The organism is Niastella sp., assembly GCF_045805085.1.
GTDB lineage: Bacteria > Bacteroidota > Bacteroidia > Chitinophagales > Chitinophagaceae > Niastella.
The window spans coordinates 1-20,911 of record NZ_JBJMLX010000002.1; the positions used below are offsets into that span (position 1 = coordinate 1).

General features: G+C 44.8%; 19 protein-coding genes and 1 pseudogene. 8 read left to right on the forward strand and 12 right to left on the reverse strand.

The genetic code is table 11. From position 1 onward, the window contains the following. Positions 1-331, forward strand: a pseudogene (locus ACJ751_RS00130) (spore maturation protein); the annotation flags it as partial. Between the two features lie 48 nt (positions 332-379). On the opposite strand, the gene ACJ751_RS00135 reads toward ACJ751_RS00130, so the two are convergent. The 4 genes from ACJ751_RS00135 to ACJ751_RS00150 form a co-directional block, all read right to left on the reverse strand. Next, positions 380-1,168, reverse strand: coding sequence for a DUF4397 domain-containing protein (locus tag ACJ751_RS00135; protein ID WP_407743332.1), 789 nt, complete (start codon positions 1,166-1,168; stop codon positions 380-382). A gap of 17 nt (positions 1,169-1,185) precedes the next feature. Further along, a complete protein-coding gene (locus tag ACJ751_RS00140) occupies positions 1,186-2,847 on the reverse strand; it encodes a SusD/RagB family nutrient-binding outer membrane lipoprotein (RefSeq protein WP_407743333.1) in 1,662 nt (553 codons plus the stop codon). A gap of 37 nt (positions 2,848-2,884) precedes the next feature. Then, positions 2,885-6,019 carry a SusC/RagA family TonB-linked outer membrane protein gene (locus tag ACJ751_RS00145; protein ID WP_407743334.1) on the reverse strand — a complete coding sequence of 1,045 codons (3,135 nt, stop codon included), beginning with the start codon at positions 6,017-6,019 and terminating at the stop codon, positions 2,885-2,887. A 137-nt stretch (positions 6,020-6,156) separates the two neighbouring features. Continuing rightward, positions 6,157-6,906, reverse strand: a complete 750-nt coding sequence (locus tag ACJ751_RS00150; RefSeq protein WP_407743335.1) for a DeoR/GlpR family DNA-binding transcription regulator — start codon at positions 6,904-6,906, stop codon at positions 6,157-6,159. Positions 6,907-7,217: 311 nt separating this feature from the next. Here ACJ751_RS00150 and ACJ751_RS00155 point away from each other — a divergent pair, with 311 nt between their 5' ends. From ACJ751_RS00155 to ACJ751_RS00170, 4 genes are all read left to right on the forward strand, one after another. After that, positions 7,218-7,685 (forward strand): carboxymuconolactone decarboxylase family protein, encoded by a 468-nt coding sequence (locus tag ACJ751_RS00155; RefSeq protein WP_407743336.1) that lies wholly within the window; start codon positions 7,218-7,220, stop codon positions 7,683-7,685. A gap of 93 nt (positions 7,686-7,778) precedes the next feature. Further along, positions 7,779-8,117 (forward strand): YciI family protein, encoded by a 339-nt coding sequence (locus tag ACJ751_RS00160; RefSeq protein ID WP_407743337.1) that lies wholly within the window; start codon positions 7,779-7,781, stop codon positions 8,115-8,117. Positions 8,118-8,195: 78 nt separating this feature from the next. Further along, positions 8,196-9,449: an RNA polymerase sigma factor gene (locus ACJ751_RS00165; protein ID WP_407743338.1), complete on the forward strand. Its 1,254-nt coding sequence runs from the start codon at positions 8,196-8,198 to the stop codon at positions 9,447-9,449. Positions 9,450-9,517: 68 nt separating this feature from the next. Next, on the forward strand, positions 9,518-10,414 hold the full coding sequence (locus ACJ751_RS00170; protein WP_407743339.1) for a hypothetical protein: 897 nt from the start codon (positions 9,518-9,520) through the stop codon (positions 10,412-10,414). Between the two features lie 26 nt (positions 10,415-10,440). On the opposite strand, the gene ACJ751_RS00175 is transcribed toward ACJ751_RS00170, so the two are convergent. Both ACJ751_RS00175 and ACJ751_RS00180 read right to left on the reverse strand, forming a co-directional pair. Further along, a complete protein-coding gene (locus tag ACJ751_RS00175; RefSeq protein ID WP_407743340.1) occupies positions 10,441-10,782 on the reverse strand; it encodes a DUF488 domain-containing protein in 342 nt (113 codons plus the stop codon). 44 nt (positions 10,783-10,826) lie between these two features. Next, entirely contained in the window at positions 10,827-11,846 is a 1,020-nt protein-coding gene (locus ACJ751_RS00180) for a helix-turn-helix transcriptional regulator (RefSeq protein ID WP_407743341.1), read from the reverse strand. Positions 11,847-11,954: 108 nt separating this feature from the next. Here ACJ751_RS00180 and ACJ751_RS00185 point away from each other — a divergent pair, with 108 nt between their 5' ends. The 3 genes from ACJ751_RS00185 (at position 11,955) to ACJ751_RS00195 (ending at position 13,689) form a co-directional block, all read left to right on the forward strand. Beyond that, positions 11,955-12,428 (forward strand): hypothetical protein, encoded by a 474-nt coding sequence (locus ACJ751_RS00185; RefSeq protein WP_407743342.1) that lies wholly within the window; start codon positions 11,955-11,957, stop codon positions 12,426-12,428. A gap of 203 nt (positions 12,429-12,631) precedes the next feature. Then, positions 12,632-12,931, forward strand: a complete 300-nt coding sequence (locus ACJ751_RS00190) for a T9SS type A sorting domain-containing protein (protein ID WP_407743343.1) — start codon at positions 12,632-12,634, stop codon at positions 12,929-12,931. A gap of 314 nt (positions 12,932-13,245) precedes the next feature. Beyond that, positions 13,246-13,689 (forward strand): response regulator, encoded by a 444-nt coding sequence (locus ACJ751_RS00195; protein ID WP_407743344.1) that lies wholly within the window; start codon positions 13,246-13,248, stop codon positions 13,687-13,689. A 375-nt stretch (positions 13,690-14,064) separates the two neighbouring features. On the opposite strand, the gene ACJ751_RS00200 is transcribed toward ACJ751_RS00195, so the two are convergent. The 6 genes from ACJ751_RS00200 to ACJ751_RS00225 form a co-directional block, all read right to left on the reverse strand. Further along, entirely contained in the window at positions 14,065-14,709 is a 645-nt protein-coding gene (locus tag ACJ751_RS00200) for a hypothetical protein (protein ID WP_407743345.1), read from the reverse strand. 29 nt (positions 14,710-14,738) lie between these two features. Next, a complete protein-coding gene (locus ACJ751_RS00205; RefSeq protein ID WP_407743346.1) occupies positions 14,739-15,320 on the reverse strand; it encodes a hypothetical protein in 582 nt (193 codons plus the stop codon). A gap of 546 nt (positions 15,321-15,866) precedes the next feature. After that, a complete protein-coding gene (locus tag ACJ751_RS00210; protein WP_407743347.1) occupies positions 15,867-16,445 on the reverse strand; it encodes a hypothetical protein in 579 nt (192 codons plus the stop codon). Positions 16,446-16,508: 63 nt separating this feature from the next. Then, on the reverse strand, positions 16,509-17,525 hold the full coding sequence (locus ACJ751_RS00215; protein ID WP_407743348.1) for a type IX secretion system membrane protein PorP/SprF: 1,017 nt from the start codon (positions 17,523-17,525) through the stop codon (positions 16,509-16,511). Positions 17,526-17,730: 205 nt separating this feature from the next. Continuing rightward, positions 17,731-19,734: an OmpA family protein gene (locus ACJ751_RS00220; RefSeq protein ID WP_407743349.1), complete on the reverse strand. Its 2,004-nt coding sequence runs from the start codon at positions 19,732-19,734 to the stop codon at positions 17,731-17,733. A 93-nt stretch (positions 19,735-19,827) separates the two neighbouring features. Then, positions 19,828-20,826 (reverse strand): PorP/SprF family type IX secretion system membrane protein, encoded by a 999-nt coding sequence (locus ACJ751_RS00225; protein ID WP_407743350.1) that lies wholly within the window; start codon positions 20,824-20,826, stop codon positions 19,828-19,830. Positions 20,827-20,911 lie beyond the last annotated feature (85 nt).

The window sequence follows — 20,911 nt, forward strand, 5'->3', positions numbered from 1 at the left end:
CGTGATCGCCGGTATGAAAAACATGTTTGCTGCACTAGGAACCGATACGAGGTTTGTTGACGGATTGCCAACGGCGCTCATCAGGCCACTGAGCGGAAGTGGTGCGCGAGGAATGATGGTAGATACAATGAAGGCTCACGGTGCAGATTCATTTGCAGGCAGACTTTCGAGTATCCTGCAAGGTTCATCGGATACCACATTTTATGTGATCGCTGTTTATTTTGGCGCTGTTAATGTAAAAGATACCCGCTATGCTGTAGGTGCCATGCTGCTTGCTGATCTTGTTGGCATCCTCACTTCCATTTTACTGTGCTATCTCTTTTTCGGATAATATAAAAGGCTGCTCCGCAGAGCAGCCTTTTATTTATGCAATCATTTATCAACGGACGTAATACAGTGAGATCTGTGCCCTGCGCACATCGGTAGTTCCGGTAATAGTACTGTAGCCACGCGCAAAAACGGTTAGCTCTCTCTGGTAAGGAATACTGTAAGTAGCGGGTGCAACCGTATAAGTGGTAAGGGGTGTGCTGGTGGCCGCCGCACCTGCTGGTCGGATGGCCCACTGTGACGGAGTTGTTGTCCTCAGCAACGTAAAGTAAGGACTGCTTCCTTTGTAAGGAACATTGGCTGCAACAAGTGTGGATCCAAAATAAAGATCAAGTGCAGGAAGGTTCGGCATAAGGTTGACGAACCTGTACTTTGAGCCATCCGCATCAGGAGCAACAAAGTCTTCATTCATCAGTATGCCCTGCGTATTCGCTGCTGTATCCGCAATATGAAAAGTGTAATGCTTATTCGCTTCAAGGTTTACAGTACCCGAGTAAAGAACAAGCGAGTCCACATTTGAATTCAACTTGGGATACGAAATTGAAATTCCTACCTTGCCTGGAGCAACTGCAAAATAAGTCGGGTCACTGGAACCCTGTGTATTCAATCCACCTCCCGGAAAAGGATATGCGTAAGTAAAAGGATTACTTACCCGAATGTCATTGATCTTTAATTGTACAGAAGAACTTTTCTGATAAGCCGATGCATAGTTAACCTTTAAAAAAGCCTGGTCAGAACCAGGAGGCGCGAAATCGGCAACCCTTTCTGTTTTTTTCTCGCAACCCGTGCAAGCGAAAAGTATAGCAACGAAGGCCAATGTATTTATAAAAATTTTTTTCATTTTCTTTTTTTTAATGCTTAAGGTTGGCTGAACCACATTTCAAGTGTGTGGTAATCTAAATTGGTGGCACCGATTCTCTGCAATTCAAGAATATTCCAAACGTATTCCGAGTTGAAGCGAGGCCGCACCCTGTATACCAGCTTGCCACCATTGTCAGGATAGAGATCACCTCCTGAAGGCGGTGTAAAATCAGCATACACCTGCTTGCCTGTTGCCGGGTCAATATCGGTATAATGAAATTTACGCATGTCGATCCATGTCTGGTGCGTTCCCCAAACATACAAGGCAATGTATTTTTGCAGCATAATTTGAGTGAGCGTAAGATCTTTTGCTAAAACGGGCACTACAGCCGGATTATTCAAATAAGCGTCTTTAACAGCCGGTGTAATTGCATTGGCTACCGGAATATGTTGCGGATAAGTAGTAGTTAACATGTCGAAATTAAGACTGATGGCATTTTTATAAGCAGCCAATGCACCTGCATTATCACCCTTTCTGTATAATGCTTCCGCTTTTGTAAACTGCATTTCAGATGCCGTCATCATAGGCCAGGGGCTGGTATTTTGCCACAGGTAACGGCTGGTATCTGTTGTTGGCGCTGCGGTTGAATTGTAGGTAGCATGTCCCCAGAAGTTAAAAGGATATGTGCTCGAATTCAACCCGGGGGTTTTGCCACCTCTCCAGGGTAAAAAGCCCATAAAGTTGCCGGACTTGTTCTCACGAAGCATATACCAGCTCCTGGGATCACTTACCCCATTGAAGGCAGTAGTGTTACGGCCACTCATCAGATCGGCTATATAGGAACACTGTCTGTACGCCCCCATATTGGCACGGAAAGGACCATAATAATTATTGGTAGCGCTCAGCAAACCTCCTGCTGTTTTTACGTAAGCATTATCGTCATTTGTTGTCATAGCCAGATCAGCATATTTAGCTGCTGAATCGGCAAAGGCATAATTGTTGGCCGCAAACAAATTTTTGGCACTGAGGTCAATATAAGAGCGGGCCAGAATGCCATACACAAACTTTTTCCATTTGTTTACATCGCCGCCATTAAAATAGGCATCTCCTTTGGCAAAATTCTCTTTGTTTACATTACCATCGGTCCTGTTTAAGAAGCTAAGCGATCTGTAACAAACGGCACGACAGCTATCATAAAAATCAGCGGAGGCATCGTAATGAAATTGTGATAGATTTTCATTCCAGGCTTCACTTAAAATGCCATCGTTGTACTCATTGGTCAGCTCAAGCCAGCCCCATGCTCTGATGGCCCAGGCTGCCCCAACATAGTCCCATTTCTGTTCTTCGGTACCCCATTCAATGATCTTGTTTATATTTTTTCCATGCCCATAATATACGGCTCCCCACATGGAACCTGTATTGTCGCTGGCGCCGGTCACCCCGCCCATTTCACCGTATGAATCCAGGTCGGTCTGAATGCCGAAATATTGCACATATCTTCCTATATAAGTAGCATCCAGCTGAACGCCAAATCCAGTACCATTGGATGAATAGAAGTAGGTCAATCCACCGATCACACCGGGCATTATCGATTCAATGGGCACTCGCACCGACGCATTGGGATTTTGATAAGCCTCATCAATCTTTTTGCTGCATCCCTGCATGCAAACCGCACCAATCGCCAGGGCTAATAAGGTAATTTGAAATTTATATCGCATAAAATGAATTTGAATTTTGCATTGGTAATGTATCAGATTAAAAACGGGCACGTAGTCCAAAGCTTGCACTAAGCGGTGTGGCCGGGCTGCCGTAATCGAAACCATAAGAACCTACACCCACAGAACCCGGGTTATTGGCTATCACCGAAGGATCAGCGCCTTCATAATTGGTAAACAGGATCAAATCGTTACCGGTTGCAAACACACTTAATGATTTAATACCTTTTATAAAATGTGTAACTTTCTCAGGCAAGGTGTAGCTTAATGTTACATCTCTCAACTTCAGCCAGTTTACATGATGCGAAATGTATTCTTCATTAGGCATGGTGTAATAGCTATTCAAATAATAAGGCACTACTACAATGTTATTCGGCGTTGGGTTATCGCTGTTTTGTAAACCATCATCCAATACCCCGTTTACAACACGTGGCGTTGTTCTGTCGGAAGTTCTTTTTGTTTTACCCAAACTGGTAATTACCTGGTCGGCCAGGTTGTAAATATCGCCACCAACTTTCAGGTCCCACAGAATACTCAGGTTCCAGTTTTTATACCGGAAAGTGTTCAGGGTTCCCAGCGTGAAGTCGGGTGTACGGTCACCGATGATCTTAAAGTTGGCATCTATTTCGGGCAATCCGTTCAATGGGCTAACCACAACCTGTCCCTTGTTATTTCTTACATACTTAGAACCGGTAATGGTTCCTGTTTGATGACCACGCACCAAACCACCTCTTGCACTGAACAGGTTGTCTGAGTTATAAAAGTCATTGTCCTTACCAATGGCATCAGGCAGCGTCAGTACTTTACTCCACATGTGGTTGAAATTGAAACTTACGTTCCAGTTAAAATCATTTTTCCTGATGGGCGTAAGGTTCAGGGTCAATTCTACGCCCTGATTACGCAGCGAAGCCGCATTGTCGGTATTCAACACAGCGCCGGTAGCATAGCTGGCCCTGAATCCCTGAACGATCTGATCGGTACAAAGTGTGTTATAATAAGCCGCTTCCAGGGTAATGGCGTTATTCAGGAACCTGAGTTCAGTACCAATTTCATAGGTCTTTTGCCTTTCAGGCCGCAGGTCGGGATTGGATTTCGTATACCCGTACGTGTAGGTCGGGCTTATAGCACTGCTGCTTTGGTTATTTACAAATACACTCTGGTTCGAATACGGATCATTCAAACGTGCCGTGCTGGCAAGTGATGCTCTTAATTTGGCGTATTCCAATACCTTACCTTTGATCTTCGGGAAGATATCAGACAGGATCATACTCAAACTGGCGCCAGGATAATTGTATTTGTTGTTTTTATTGGGAAGCGGAGAAGCATTCTCCAACCGATGTGAATAAGTTAAATAAACCAGGTCTTTCCAGCCAATTGACGCTTCGCCAAAATAAGCCAGTTCTCTCAATACACTCAAATTGGGCTTACCAAAATAATTCCTTAGCAACCGGGTACGGGTGCTTTCAAGCGTATTGCTGCTATCGGTGCTGATTGAATCTTTGAGGTGTGTGCCGGAAACGCCAAACTGTTTGGTCTCAAAATCTTCCCACATAGTACCCACCATTACCCGGGTGCTGAAGTCGCCAAATTTTTTCTTGGCCGAAGCAGTAATGGTGTGGTTGTACCCTTCATAGGTTCTGTAATAATTGTCCAACGAACCAGCGTTAGCAAAAGTTGTCAGGAACGACTGGGGATGGGTGAACAAATAACCATCCTGTTTATAGGTATCGTACCCAAACCGGCCCGATAATGTTAACCACTCAAAAGGATTGATGTCGATACCCATAGTGGCTACCCAACGGCTGTTCTTATCACCGCTTTTATTATTCTTTGCGCTCCAGATCGGGTTATCGTAATCGACATTATAATTGCTGTTAAAAAGCAACAATTTATTCCCCAGTTTATCCTGGTAGTTGGAAAGGTCATTATTGGCGGGCCATGAATACAGGTCCATCAGGTATCCGTTGGCGCCTTTGGTTGGTTTTACGTTGTCGGAGTTCACATAAGCGATCGAGGGATTAATGGTAATGAATTTACCGATCTTCGTATTATTCGACAGCTTTAAATTGTATTTTTTATAGGTATTGAACGGAACGGTTCCATCATCATCCAGGTAAGTGCCGGTAAGCCGGAACCCGGAATTTTTTGTTCCAAATTCAACCCCGATGTTATGCGTTTGCGTGAACCCTGTACGAAAGAAGTGGTGTATATTATCGTACAACCTGGTATCAGCAGGCCATGCCGGACCGAAGCTGGTAAATTGTCCAGACAATGGCGGGGCTGTTGGCACACCGTTAGCGCCGGGTCCATACCGGTTATCGAGTTCTACAAAACGGGTAACTTTCTGAAAACGGAAATTGTTGTCGTAAGTAACGATCAGCTTGCCGGCAGTATTTGCCTTTTTGGTAGTTATCACAATAGCGCCTGAACTTGCCTGGCTGCCATACAACGCTGTTGCTTCGGGGCCTTTTAATACAGTAACCGATTCAATGTCGTTGGGATTTATGTCGGCAATACGGTTGGTATAATCACTATTGCGGTTGGGTAAGTCCGATGCCAGCCCCACACCTGTACCGCCGTAAGAGTTTTGGTTGAGGGTTTGGTTATCTATGAGTACACCATCAACAATAAACAACGGCTGATTATTACCAGAGAGGGTGTTGAAACCGCGTAATACAATGCTGGCCGATGCGCCGGCAGTACCACCGGTAGGTGTAACTGTCAATCCGGCTACCCGCCCCTGCAAACTATTAATGAAGTTTTCGCGTTGTGTTTGCTGAATGTCTGATCCCTTCACGGTTTGCACCGAATAACCCAATTCGCGCGGGTTTCTTTTAATATCCATCGCAGTTACCACTACTTCTCCCATTTGCTTCTGGGAATTTTTAATTTTAACCGAAATGGTAGTTGCATCGCCAACTCGCACCTGGCTGCCTTCATATCCTACGGAGGAAATGATCAGCACATCGCCTTTTTGTGCTTTAATGGAAAAAACGCCCTGGGTGTTTGTTTGAGTACCCCGGTTGGTTCCCTTGATAGTGATAGATACGCCGGGAACAGGCTTGTTGTCATCGGCATCTGTTACCGTACCGGATATCGTTTTATCCTGCGCGGTTGCATACATGCCCCATAAAAGAAGAACTACTGCAAGTAACAGCCTTGTGAATTTTCTCATAACAGTTTTTTGGGTCAATGAATCTGTGGTTGAATAGGGATAGGCTTATTCAGTTCAATTGTTATCTTGAACCTGTTCAGTTAACATTGTTTTCATAAGTCTGGATATACAAGCGCCTTGTGTTACAGGGCAGGCGCTTATAATACCTGTATACCCAAATCGATATACGGCTTCAATCTGGGATCGTCGGGTGGCAACTCTGTAATAAGCACATCGATGTGCTGAATATCACAGATATGGATAGGTTGTAGCGTGTTGATCTTTTCAGAGATGGTTAAACAAACCGTTTTTCGGGACGACTGGATCATTGCTTTTTTCAGTTGCACTACTTCCCAATCGTTGTCGGTAGTGCCGTGTTTCAGGTCAATGGCGTTGATGCCTAAAAAGCACAGGTCGGCATTGATCTGTTTGATCTTGGCAATGGCTTCGGCGCCTATGGTGATCTTTGAGTTTTTTGAAATGCGGTCACCGATCATAATAACATCGATGCTTGGGTGTTGCATGTATTCCAGTATAGCGGGAATACTGCCCGACATGAACGTGGCTTTTAACTGTCGCGGCAGTACGCGCGCCAGTTCAATGATGGTAGTGCCACCACTGGTAAGTACAAACATGTCGTTTTGGATAAGAGCTGCCGCTTTGTGGGCGATTATCTTTTTATGGTCTTGTGAATAAACATTGTCGGCCGGGTAATGTACTTCGTTAAAAGAATGACTGAGGGCGCCGCCATGTACTTTAATGATCTTTCCTTCATCAGCCAGTTCCTGCAGGTCTCTGCGAATGGTGTCTTCCGATACCCGGATCTCCTGACTCAGCAGCGATGATAGCACCTTATTGTGCAGGTTCACCTGATGCAAAATATAAGCCTGACGCTCTTTTTTAAGCATAACAGTTAGTAATGGTTGTATTGCAATATAATCCTATTTAACGCACAAAGAAGCACAATGACAAACAAATAACGCATTTTATGCGGTTTTTAATCCGCTAAGGCACCTAACTTGCTGGTTTATGCGGCATCAATCACTAACAAGCCGTCAATTCAACCGGCCTGAAAGCAGAAAGGCGAAGGATGAGATCCAGGTAAATAATTGTATTAAAAAAAAAAGAAGAATTTTTTTGTCCTGCCTGTCCAATCAGGTTTGATCCGGTCATTATTACTGTATAAACACACTAATTAATAACGATAAAATCGAATCAAATGAAACAGGTAGTTAACGTTTACGAAAAAGGACAACGCGGATTGAAAGCTTTAAACACTCTGGGTGCTTATTGTCACAAATCACCGGTTGAACAATCTCTCATGAATTTAATTTACTATCGCGTATCGCAGCTCAATGGTTGTGCATTCTGCCTCGACATGCACTCAAAGGATTTGCTGGCGAATGGTGAAAACGCGCAACGGTTACTGGTGCTGAATGCCTGGAGAGAAGCGCCTTTTTACAGCGAACGCGAACGCGCTGCATTAGCCTGGGCTGAAGCGCTTACTCAGGTTAACAATGGTCATGTTGCTGATGACATATATAATGAAGCATTGCAACAATTCACCGAAGAAGAACTGATCGATCTCACGTTTGCAGTGATCACCATCAACAGTTATAACCGGGTGAACATCGCGTTCCCTAATCCCGCTGTGGTGGGAACGTATACGCCGGGACAATTCGCTTAGTTAAAAGTTCAAAGTTCATTGTTTGCAGCCTTTCTCCTATAATATTAAAAAATCCTAACTTTCCCGTTTAGCGGGACCAAAAACAAAAACAGTATGAAAGATTTCATGTTAATATTTCGTCAACCCAGTTATGATTTCAGCAATATCTCCCCTACTGAAATGCAGGCGTTGGCCAAAAAGTGGCAGGATTGGGTAGGCGGTATTGCCGCACAGGGCAAATTAGGTATGACGGGTATGCGCCTGGAAACAGATGGTAAGGTCTTGAGAAAAGGGGGCGTAATCACCGATGGTCCTTTTGTTGAGATCAGGGAACGCCTGGGAAGCTTTTGCATTGTTAAAGCAGACAATATGGATGAAGCAGTTACCCTGGCCCATGGTTGCCCGGTTCTGGATTTCGATGGCAGCGTGGAAGTAAGACCAGTATATCAATAATACTTAGGTGGGTCATCCGCCAGCTGGCGGATGGCTCACCTAACTTAACATAGGGCGACCCACCCTTTTAGCTATCTTATGAAAGAACAGGAATCATTAAAACAATTGTTTCAGCAGGAGTTTGCCAAAATGGTGGCGGTTATCAGTAAGCAGTTTGGGTTGGAACATATTGAAATGGCCGAAGACATAGTAAGTGAAACGTTTCTGGCTGCATCGGAAACCTGGGGCATTAAAGGACTGCCGCCCAATCCTGCTGCCTGGCTGTACGTGGTTGCCAAACAAAAAACGCTGTATCATTTCAGGCGGCACAAGATCTACGAACAAAAAGTTATTCCTGAAATAAAAGCGCAACAACCCCTTAACGAGGAACCCGAAGCCATCAACTTCTCCCAACAAAATATTAAAGACAGCCAGTTGCAAATGCTGTTTGCCATTTGTAATCCGGCCATTGCCAGTGAAGCGCAGATAGGCCTGGCCCTGCGCATCCTTTGCGGTTTTGGTATCGATGAAATTGCCGAAGCATTTCTCACCAATAAAGAAACCATCAACAAACGGTTGTTCCGCGCCAAAGAAAAACTGCGGAACGAAAACATCCAACTGATCCCCATCGACAACACCCTGCCCGACGGGGAATTGGAGAACCGGCTCGACAATGTATTGCATATTATTTACCTGCTGTTCAACGAAGGCTATTACTCGCAAACTGAAAATACCATCCTGCGCAAGGACTTTTGTATAGAAGCGATGCGCCTGGGTGTTATGCTAACCGAATATGAACGCACCAACCGGCCCAATACAAACGCGCTGCTGGCGCTTATGTGTTTTCATGCAAGCCGTTTCAACGCCCGGGTAGATCATAATGATGCGCAGGTGTTGTATGAACAACAGGATCCGGCTTTATGGGACACGGCATTGATTAACCAGGGCATTCATTTTTTAAACAATGCCGCCACGGGTAATCATGTAACCTCCTATCACCTGGAAGCAGGCATTGCATACTGGCATTGTATTAAAGAAGACACTACCGAAAAATGGGCTAACATTCTGCAGCTATACGACAAACTGTTGCTGATCAATTATTCGCCCGGCGTGGCTCTGAACAGGATCTTTGCTTTATACAAAGCAAAAGGAAGAGAGGCGGCTTTAGCGGAAGCAGCCAAACTGTCTGCCAACAACAGTCATTTTTATTTTTTGTTAATGGGCGAACTGTACAATGGCTTCGATAATCAGCAGGCTTTAGCGCATTATGAACAGGCATTGGCGCTGGCCAAAACACAACTCGAAAAACAGGGAATCCAGTCAACGATCAATAACCTTTCGGGGAAAAAATAACTGGGTAATTTCCCATGCGTGTTCTTAATTTTACAGTCCATTAAGAGCCCCTAAAACCTCAATACCTGATGAAATTACACGTCCTGGTCCTGTGCCCTGTTATCGTAGCTGTATTGTCTGGTTCCATGCTTGCCCCCAAACAGGCAGCTACCAACCCTGCCGCTTTGAATAAAGATTCCATTCAATATACAGCGTTGTTTTCCATTGATGATGTTGAAAGAATAAAACAATTCTTTCTCGCCAATACGGCGCTGCCCGAGCAACCTAAAGATTCTAACTGGCGCCCTGGCTTCCGGCATAAATGCATCAATACCGTGCGGGCTGGTTTGGATTATCTCATCTTCGGCGAATCTTCCATCCCCGATAGTTTGTACAGCCGCCACACCGTTTTAAATGGCCACGAAAATGATATTACAGCACTGGCCAAAAAGTTACACGATAGTCATTACATCCGCAGTTACGATACGGTTCGCTTTTTATCGTTGCGCAAAGATGAATGGGTGCCCATAACCAAGGCCGATCCCGTGTCGCGGGGCCTGCCACCGATGGCGCTGGAGAAAAGTTTATGGAATACTTTACTGCGGCGGGTTGGAAAAGAAAGAGGCTTTAGTGTATTCCTGCTTTCGGTATGCGATGGCTATCATGCGGCGCTGCTCACCCTCGATCACCGTAATCCTGCAGAAATAAAAGCTTACTGGGCCGATCAAACCCACCGGCATCCCTTACGGTATTTTGTCAATAATAAACTTGAAGAAGTGCCTGATAAATATGGTTGGGAAGTAATGCAGGCAAATGGCCCGGCCAAACATACTGTCGGTTTGGCCCGTGGACTGGATGAATACATGCTGCTGGCCAACCAGCAGTTCTGGTGCGATTGCGGTCGCCCTAATCAAAAACCAGGCGACTGTTGTTCGGGTAATTGTTTTCCGTTCATTCAGATCTGGCGCTTACAAAAGGTTCGTTAGTTATAGCTCAAAAACTCAATAACTTACTAACCAAACAGTTCAGCAAGAATTTGTGCATGATTCTGTTCTTCGTCTTTGGCTGCATACAACAACGTTACCTGCTTATGTTCTTTTAATAATGTTTTCAGGTCTTTCAGCGCGGGGTTCTCTTTTAATTCAGCGAGGTATTTCTTTTTAAATTCAGCAAATGTTCCATTGCCGGCATGGAACCATTTACGCAGCTCGGTTGAGGGCGCCACTTCTTTTAACCAGGTATCTATTTCGGCCTTTTCTTTCCTAATACCGCGTGGCCATAACCGGTCAACCAGAATGCGATAACCATCTTTCGACGCTACCGGTTCGTATATTCTTTTTACAACTATCGACATCGTTAATAAGTTTACTTGCCAATCTGAATATACAAATTTCTAATTTAAGGGCTTTTTGTGAGTGGGTCCTTTAACTTCCCTGGCGGCACGCCAAACTTCTTGCTGAAGGCGCTGTTGAAGTGTTGTACGGAAGAATAACCAAGCCTGTCGGCCACATCTTTAATGGGCACACTGGCTCTCAACAGGTCACACGCCTGGGTTAATTTATAATCGGCCAGGTAACCAAATACGGTATTATTATAAAGGGCTTTGAACCCCTGTTTCAATTTAAATTCATTGATCCCGGCAACGCGGGCCAGCTCCGTTAAAGAGGGCGGCTGGGCGGCATGTTGTAACAGATAGTCTTTGGCAAAATGAATACTCTCGGTATCCTGCCCGGGTTTTACTATCAGCGAAGGCGTTTGGGAAGCACACGCCGCATCTTCATACATCTGGGCCTGTAAGGTCAACAGCTCAATACATTTCGATTGCAGGAATAACAGTTTCAATCCACCTGTCACTTTCACATTCATGATGTCGTGCAGGCACTGGTGCATGGCAAACGAAATGGGCATATTCTCACGGCTCAGGTCCTGTTCATTTCCTTTTGCCACTTTTTCGGCAAACTCCATTAATGAAGGGCTGCTGTCTTTTGCCAGCTCCAGGAAAAAACGGGTGGTAAAATGCACTTCTATAAATTTATACCGGTCGAGCCGCCCGCCGTACTGGCCAGTACCGGCAAACACGGGTATATAATGCATATTATGCTGGTTGGCTTTGAAATGATGTTCTTTTCCTGACAGCAGATTCTTCATGCTACCATCACCCTCTAAGGTAAAATGCATTTCAACCAGGTCAATTTCCCCTGTTATTTCCCATTGCAATCGTTTGCTTTCATACAGCATCATATCGCCATATACAATATAAATGCCCGCGAAAGCAATTTGCACCATTTCAGCATCACCAAAGGGAAAGCTTAAGACCTCTCTTCGTTCCGTAACCAAAGGCTGTTCTACTATTTTGTTCGAAAACACGTCGCCGACTTTATACTGGTGACCATTTTCGTCATACACATTGACACCCATAAAATCCGTTTGATATAAATATTTATCCGTATTGTATAAAAATGCGCAGTTAACCCCTTTTTACCTTTGTAAAGGTAAATTATCCGTTTCGTAAACAAAACATATAGCATGTTTCACTTATCTAATTACCAGGCCAATGAACCTACCGACGAAGCCATGAACGTCGGACTGCCTGCTACCAGTGACCATGAACTGTCGCATGCAATACAGGCAAAACTGTTATACAACTTTCAAACTACCCATCACTTCTTTGTAGGTGATGAATCAACTGTTGAATTATTCAATGCATTAAAAGAGATTGCTTTAAAAAACGATCATGAATATTTTGGCATATTGGAATTACATCCCGAATACGAAGCGGTGCTGAGTATGTTAAAGCTGCTGATCGACAGTGTGCCTGAATTACCGGAATCGCCCGGGTATAATGCCATTCAATGGATGGAAGACATGCACCCTAATTGCTGGATGGCCTGGAAAAATGCCACCTTTTATTTATCAGGTGGCGCAACATTGATTTCCCGGTTCCAACAATACCTGGTGCAGCGCCATGTACCCAACGAACAAATTCGCATCATAAATTAGTACCAGTAACGCAATTAACACAGTATATTCTGCAGTAAATACCATGCTTCAATAACCGAAAACCTGACTCATTCAAAATTTCTCTAATCTCCGGGAGGAAATGTCAAGTATACGTTAAAATCACGTATGTATACTATTGTCACCTATCAGGATAAGCACTAACTTCATCGCGCACAACAAACCACATTTATCCCGGACCTCCTATGAGCACCTCAACACTAACCGAAGACCGTTCGAAAAAACGTGTTCAACGCATCACCGTGTACCCGAACCTGGTAAGACAAAAAAAGTTCTGGTTGCAATTGTATAACGTTGAACAATGTGTTTTTACCGTTCAGCTGTATTCCCTCGCGGGACAGCAGGTATTTAAACACTTTTTGTACCATGCCGATCTTTATTCAAACCACACTATTTTGCTGCCGAATCACCTCCCCAGAGGAATATACAAAGTAGCTGTGCGTTATGGCGACAATCACTATGTTCAGCCGATTGTCATTGACTAGCCCCTTTTTCTCTTTGCCCTTTGCTTTTTGCCTCGACCCTTTGCATTGCCCGCCGCCCGCGTGTCGCTGAAACTTTACCGCCGTCGCCTTCAGCTATGGCGGTCGAAGAGCGGAGACGCAAGCTCTAGCGCAGGAGGGCCTTTACTTTAAGCACTAACACCTATTAGACAGCCCATACAAGTATTAGTTTTACACATCCATCCCAATGGACAGCAATACCTGGGTTCGCCATGCGTTTTCCTAACTTAAGGTTACCGGAAGCAACACCCGGCACCATCGATAATTACTGCAATTAACCTTTAAACATTATAACCATGGCTAAGTATCCTGACCTGAAGATCTTTATTGTAGACGATGATATATTTTGCATAACCCTGTATGAGCAGTTCCTGCGTAACCTGGGTTACACCAACCTGGCCTCTTTTACCAGCGGCGATGAGTGTCTACAGCAGATCAGGGAACAACCAGGAGTTATTTTTATGGATTACAACATGGAAGGCATGAACGGCATCGAGGTACTTAAAAAGATCAAAGCATACGATTCGCATATCATGGCATATATAATTTCCGGACAGGAAAACAGCCTGGTAGCCAGGGAAGCCCTGCAATATGGCGCACTCGACTATGTGATCAAAACCACCCTGAGCACAGATAAAATGGCTGCCATTATGAAACGGGTTGAAGAATATTATACCCCACGCCCCAAAGAAGGCAAAAAGTCGTTTTTCGAAAAAGTGAAATCAGGACTGGGGATCTAGGTAATTCGCTTACTAACCAATACTTATATGCAATTGAAAGAGGTGGCTCAGTTAAGAGTCACCTCTTTGTTTTTAAACTTCATGAAGTAAGAAGCAGGAAATAGGAAATTTTCGAGCTTCGTACCTCCTATTTCTTACTTCCTACCTCGCTTAGCCTCCTTCGCCAAGGCTTCGGCGGACAATGAAAAAGCCACTCCGCATAAGCAGAATGGCGTTCCTGATGTACTTGTCCTAGATCCTATATTAAACGTCCTGCACCAATTCCCTATTCACAATATCTTTTTATTATTAACGGGATACCACACCTGCTATTTTAAGTTCGTTATCACTCCTTTGCTTTTTACTGGTTTACTATTAATGGCCACGCTGAAATATTTATGGGTTTGAACCAGCGGCAGGAACATCGCTTTTTACAACGGGATAAGCGGGCTGTTTCTTTCTGGTATGCTTCCAGGCCATGTTAAACCCAACAATAAAGTTCCTTCCATTGCCGAATGGATCGAATGTATATACGGGAATGGTAAATTTATTGAATGTAAAACCGATCATTATACCCGGCTGCAGTTCATCGCCTGTTAACCGGTCATGCGTTTGCTGTACAGACAACCCGGTGTACAACCACTTCATGCTTTGATACCCTACTTCAGACCAGCTGTACCAGAAATACCGGCCGTATTGGGTGGTGGGCATCGAGTATTGTGATTGGGATGAAAAAAAGAACCTGTTGTAATCCATATCGATATTCAACCCGGTTGATACCCCTTCGAATTTTCCTATTGAACCTCCCAGCATGGGCACGAATGAATAGTTCAGGTCATTACCACCGGTAAATGCCCGGCCCAGGTATAAGGAAAAAGTTTTCTCGGCTTCATAATTATACCGCGCTTCGGCATACCAGTTCTTTTTATGCTGATAATGCACCACCGGCATATACGTATAAAGTTGATGGGAATTTACAACATGGTATTGCTCAAAATTTATATTAGCCTGACTGAACCCGGTGTGACTCATTAACTGCATAAAGACAAACAATATGAAGCAACTTTTTTTCATGCAGCAAACTCCACCATCTCCGGTTTCAATTCTTTTTTCTCGCCAACGATCACAACAGGTGCATTGGTGAGTTTGTCAAAAATGGAAAGTTCTTTCAGGAAGGGATTCCAGTAAAAGATGAGTTTTTCAATAGGTTTCCATAATATTACCCAGCTGAACACATCCAGCGCATTGCTGAAAGCAGAGTGTATGCGGTGTTCAGCGTTAAAAAGCAGCGGCATTACGCCCTGGAAGAACATGACAGTAGCCAAACTGAACACCAGCAAGATCCAGTTGCGCTTTTTAAACTTTTTGAATTCGGCCTCCTTGATAGATTTCTTTAATGAAAAGTGGCGGCGAATGGCATGCACCAGGGGATCGATAAATTCTTTATCTGTTTCGCATACACAGTTTAGTTTATAGGTAACAGCCGAATATCTTTTGATGGTGGGGGCATAGTTCATGATATACTCTTCAAACTCCTGGCTCAGCTGCCGTTTATAAATAGGCGCCGGGTCGTTCACATTGAAGTACTCATCAATGGTTTGTTCATTAACCTTGAGGAAGATATTGATCTTTTTAAATAATGTGTTGCTCATAACGAATGTTTTCGAAAAGGACGGATCATCACATCAGCTGTTTCGGCTAACTATTAATAACGTCATGCAATAACGTTCCGGATGCAGCTTCAACTGGTTGTAACAACATTAAATATAAATACCTAGGTGATTGGGGCATATATAGGTAGAGAGGGAAGTTGATCAGTTGACCAGTTGACGAGTTAACGAGTTAACATGTTGGCAAAGTTGAAAGGGTTGATAGGGTTAACAAGGTGGTAATTAAATAAGAATGCCCATTTCTTGTTACACAGGTAAATTGCAGACTCGGGTTCTAACGTTCGCGACTCGCGGTTGCCGCGACGGGGCCTTTGCCCTCTGCCCTTTGCCCTTTGCCTTTTCCACCACTGCATACTGCCCACTGAATACTGCCTTTCATCATTTACTACCAAAAAGCCCCGGCATACAGCCAGGGCCAAACGTAACGCACGAGAAAAAGCACTGCCCATACCAATTTAAATGCAGTTCTGTGCTTACGTTTTAAGGGATGAAATCAGCTTAATATCAATTGCAGTTATAAAACGGGGATCAGTCTTTTAATCCCAGGTAATTTTTTACTTCTTCATAATTGTTCCAGTTTATTTGTGTATTCATACGAACGTGTACACCCCCGGGAATCAGAACATACCGGTATTGCCGTGATTTAGCGCCGGTACTTTGGTTAGTAGCAGTGGACGCATTTACGGTGGCATCCAGCTCTATGAGCCCTGGTGCATACAGCGGCGTGATCTGTGTAGTACCTGAAATAAACGGCAATGCAAGCACTACTTTTTCAGCAGCAGTGCCCAGGTTGATGTACACTTTTATTTCTCCTTTCGACAGGAAGTCATCCGTAAGCTTGGCTTCACTGATCTGCGTGAAGAAAACCCCGCTTCCCTGGTCCTGGGAAAAACCAAGATCGAGCCAGTCGGAATACAATACATTGGCAGTGCCGGCATCACCTTTACTGCCTGTAGCGCCAGTAGCCCCCGTGGCACCGGGATCTCCTTTGTCGCCTTTTTCACCGGCCGGCCCGGGGTCACCTTTTTTACAGGCGCCAATCAATACCATAGCAGCCAGCAAACAGGATAAGAAATGGTGCAGGCCCCATTGATGTGTGCGTTTCATGTTTTTGATTTTGATTTTATTTGATTGTGATGAACTCATTGCTGCCGCAACGGCTGTATGTTCTTACCAAACGTTACGTGGACAACCATCGTCGTATTTATTACCAAGCAGAAAGCCCACCATGATCTCATGCGAGCCTTTACTTACAATATTTAATCCGGAGGTGGTATAATCATACGAGTAGCCTATATTGAACCGGTGACTGACGTTCATGCCCACCATAGCAGCAAATCCATCGTCGTACCGGTAACCGGCCCCCAGCCAGGCTACATCGCGATATTGCAGTTTGGCATTCAGATCGAGCTGAACCGGCAGCGGCTGTACATACTTCACCATTACCGAAGGGGTCAGATTGAAATCTTCATCTAATAAAAAGCGATAACCGGCCGTGGCAAATACATGCGGCACTATTTTCCCATTGGTTGTTTTTACGGTATTGTCTGAAAAACTCACTTTTTGCGGAATGATCTGTTGTGCGGCCAGTCCGATAAAATAATCACCTGAATACAGGTACAGCCCTGCCATAAAATCGGGTTTGGTAGTATTGATCAACCCATTGTTGTAAACAGCAGGATCCACCTGCACATTCCCAAAATCAAGTTTACTGGCATTTAAACCGATATTGGTAAACCCCGCGCCAAAACCTGCGGCCAGACTTGTTCTTGCACTGATACCTATATGATAGGCATAGGTAGCATAAGCAGAAAAATAATTCAACGGACCGGTGCGGTCATTGATCACCTGCAAGCCTACGCCATGATGTGGTTCGGCGGCCGTGTATTCTTCCCAATACCGTTTTCCCCTTGGATTCTCGCCCGGCACTTCAAAAGAGGTAGCCGTAGTGCGGTAATCTTTTTTATTGATGGGCGTATGAATGGTTACATACGTGGTCACCGGTGCATCCTGCACACCCGCCCACTGATGCCGGTGACTTACTTTTATATCGGTATAATTCTCAATCCCCGTGAGCGCAGGATTTAGAATGTACTGATTCAGGATATATTGGGTATAGTGTGGTTTTTGTTGCGCTTGTGCCTGTATACAGGCTACCATTATATAAAGTGCTATTAGCTTTTTCATGTGCTTACGTTTTTTGAACCGTGAATCGGCAATCGGCAATCGGCCTCGCTACTATATTCAACCTATCAATTTGTCAACCTGTTAACTTGTTAACTTGTCAACTAGTTAACTTGTCAACTTCATCAACTTTATCAACCATATCAACTTCCTACTTTTTTCCTCATAACATACTTCTTCCTCGTCAACTGGTTAACTGATCAACTGGTCAACTCCTCCTCACCACCTTAAATTCAGTCCTACGATTCCTCTGTCTGCCTTCGGGGTTATCCGACCCATCTTCATTCGCATTCGGTGCTATAGGCTTGGTAGAACCATAACCTTTCGCCTGTAAGCGGTTTTTATCAATTCCCTTGCTAATGAGATAGGCCACGCAGGCGCGGGCGCGGGCTTCAGACAGGCGCTGGTTGTAGTCTTCAGAACCTTTATTATCGGTATGCGCACTGAGCTCGATGGAGATGTCAGGATGCGCGTTCAGCATGGCTACCAGCTTGTCTAATGAAGCGTGAGATTCGTCCCTGAGGGTGGCTTTATCAAAATCATAATACACGTTGTCCATTACAATAGCTTCCTCAACCGGCGGCACATCCTTTATTAAACAGATTGCCGGGTTTATCAGCTGATCTGCCTCCTCATCAACCGGTGTATAAAATGGTAATGCCCCATTGCTGTATCCACTGATAGTAGCCACTGCTTTTAACGGTTGAAACTCATCGAGCGTAAAGGAGTAGTTTCCATCGTTGGCAGTAGTTTGCGTATACACCACTTTATTTTGAACCGTATCGAGGATGTTGATGGTAACGCCGGGCAGCGGTTGTTTATCTTCACAGGATACCACCTGTCCGCTCACCTGTTTGCGCGGTAACAGCTTTCTTAAATAGAACAGTTCCAGGCAACAGGTAGCTTCGCGGTCACTGCTGAGCCAAACATCTTCCAGCACATTTCTTACCCCACCCTTACTTACAAAATAGATATCGTCTTTCACGGAGTTGACCGGGTAACCAAAGTTCACCGGTGGCCTCCAGTCATTGATGTTTCCTTTGCTGTAATAGAAATCGTAGCCACCCATGCCCACGCGGCCATTACCAGAGAATACGAGTGTAGAAGAAGGGGCATGATAATAAGGCGCCTGTTCATCATTGACCGTATTGATCACCGCACCCATATTTTCCGTGCGAACCGGTTTACCGTTGCCATCCAGTTCTGCATACCAAAGATCGAACCCGCCAAAACCGCCGGGTTTGTCACTGGCATACAACAGGTATTTTCCACCCGGCATAACAAATGGCTGCTGGGTGCTGGAACCTTCGGCATTGATTAAGCTATCCAGCAACACCGGCTCACTCCAATCCTTTCCATTTTTATGACTGCTGTAAATACCCGAGATCTTTCTGCCACCTACGATCGTCCAGCGGGTAAGAAAGAGCGTATTCCCATCCGGTGTGAGCGTTACCACCCCCTGGTGCATTTCACCGGCTTGTGGTAATGGAAATGGTTTTACGTCACCTGTTACGCCATCACTAATGAGTGTTGTATATACCCGGTTAATATGCGATTGGTTCTTGCTATTACTATCAATACGGGTAGAAGTAAACAACAAGGTATTATCATTCAACCATACCGGTGCATAATTGGCGCCTTCCGTATTCAGGGGCGTAGCTGCCTTTTGTACATTGTACAGTTTCAGGTCTTTCTTTTTTAATTGGGTCTGAATAAAGCGCAGACTCATCAATTCCTTCTTTGCTGATTCTGCATACTGATCATCATCCCTGTGTTCGTCCAGGAAAACGGTAAACTCTTTTTCCGACTGTTCATAATTGGCCAGTGCACGCAATTCCACCGCATAGTAATACCGCGCCAATGGAAATTCCGTGGCCCTGGCATCAAGCGTTTGATTGTAATACGTAGCGGCTTTGGCATGATCGTGCAACAAACGATAACTGTCAGCCACCCTGTATAACGCCTGCTGCCGGCTGCTTACCGGCGCATTGTTCTTCTTCACCGCAGAAGATGGCACCGTATATGGACTGTACTCTTCTTTCTTCAGTTTCTGCGCCGCAGTGCCTAAATACTTTTCGTAATACTGGGCCGCTGAATAATAATCGGCTTTCTTATAATAATTATCTGCGGCACGCAAATAATCGTAAGTGAACTGGGCCCTGGCTGCAAACAAACTGCAGCTGATAAGCCCGGTAGCAAATAATTTTTTCATACTTCTTCTTTTATATTGACAGGGTATTGTGTTTAAATAAGGCAGTTGGTAGAAACCAACCGCCAGGTTTTCAGGACATTGGTGTACCTATGACTATAAGCGCGGACAGACGAACTCGATTTCCGGTGTTTTTACTGATCGTTTTCCAATAAAGGATAACGAGATCTCAAAACTGTTGGAGCCATGCGCCATTCTTCCCAGATCAGACGTGTTCACATCATAGCTCACGCCGAGCACTAAATTTTTATGAGTAAAGCCTACGAAAGGCGATAAAGCATCTTTAAAGCGGTAGTTGGCGCCCAGCATTACATCGGTTCCGGGAGCTGCTACCATCCTGGCATACGCGCCCAGCATTTTCTCCTGCGCCTTTCCCTGTTTCAGGTATAAGATATTGGGAGTTAGACTAAGCACATCTGACAATGATATTCTTACGCCGCCATGCACCGTATACCGCATCGGCAACCGGGCATCACCTGATTCACTGAATTTGTCGTCGGGGCGGGTAAGGTGCGATACCGAGAACCCGCCGAATACATTTAATTTCTTACCGGGTGTGGCATCGAAGTATAAAATGCCGGCGCCCGCATCAAAGGAAGTAGCGGAAGTTTTACTGAATACTTCAGCAGAAGTAACGCCCGGGTTGTAACCCGTTATAGGATTCCATTGATCACCAAAGCTGAGCTTCGAACGGTTGAACCGGCGTTGTATGACCCCGATCTGCATCCCCATTACAATGCGATGGTATTCCTGCGGACCAAAACGAACGCCGTTGTATGCATAACTGCCATAGGCAGTGAGATAATTATAACCGCCATCGCCAGCCGTTTGATTCAGCACACTGGCGCCGAAATTGGAATTCTTGTTCGTGGTGAAATCAACCGCTATTCCGGGCGTTGTAAACGGACTGCTGATATTCCCCCACTGCGATCTGTATATTCCCGATATGCGATAGTCACCGTCAAAAGCGCCGGTTAACGCCGGGTTCAACCAGGCAGGATAGACATAGTATTGCGAAAAATGCGGATCTACCTGCGATTTTGAAGACAGCGATCCTAAACAAGCAGTGATTAAAATCAATAAGCTCTTTCTCATCACGTTTAGTTTTGCGTTATGAATATTATTTTTATGCTTTCTGCCTTTCACCTTGTCAACTCATCAACTTATCAACTTGTCAACT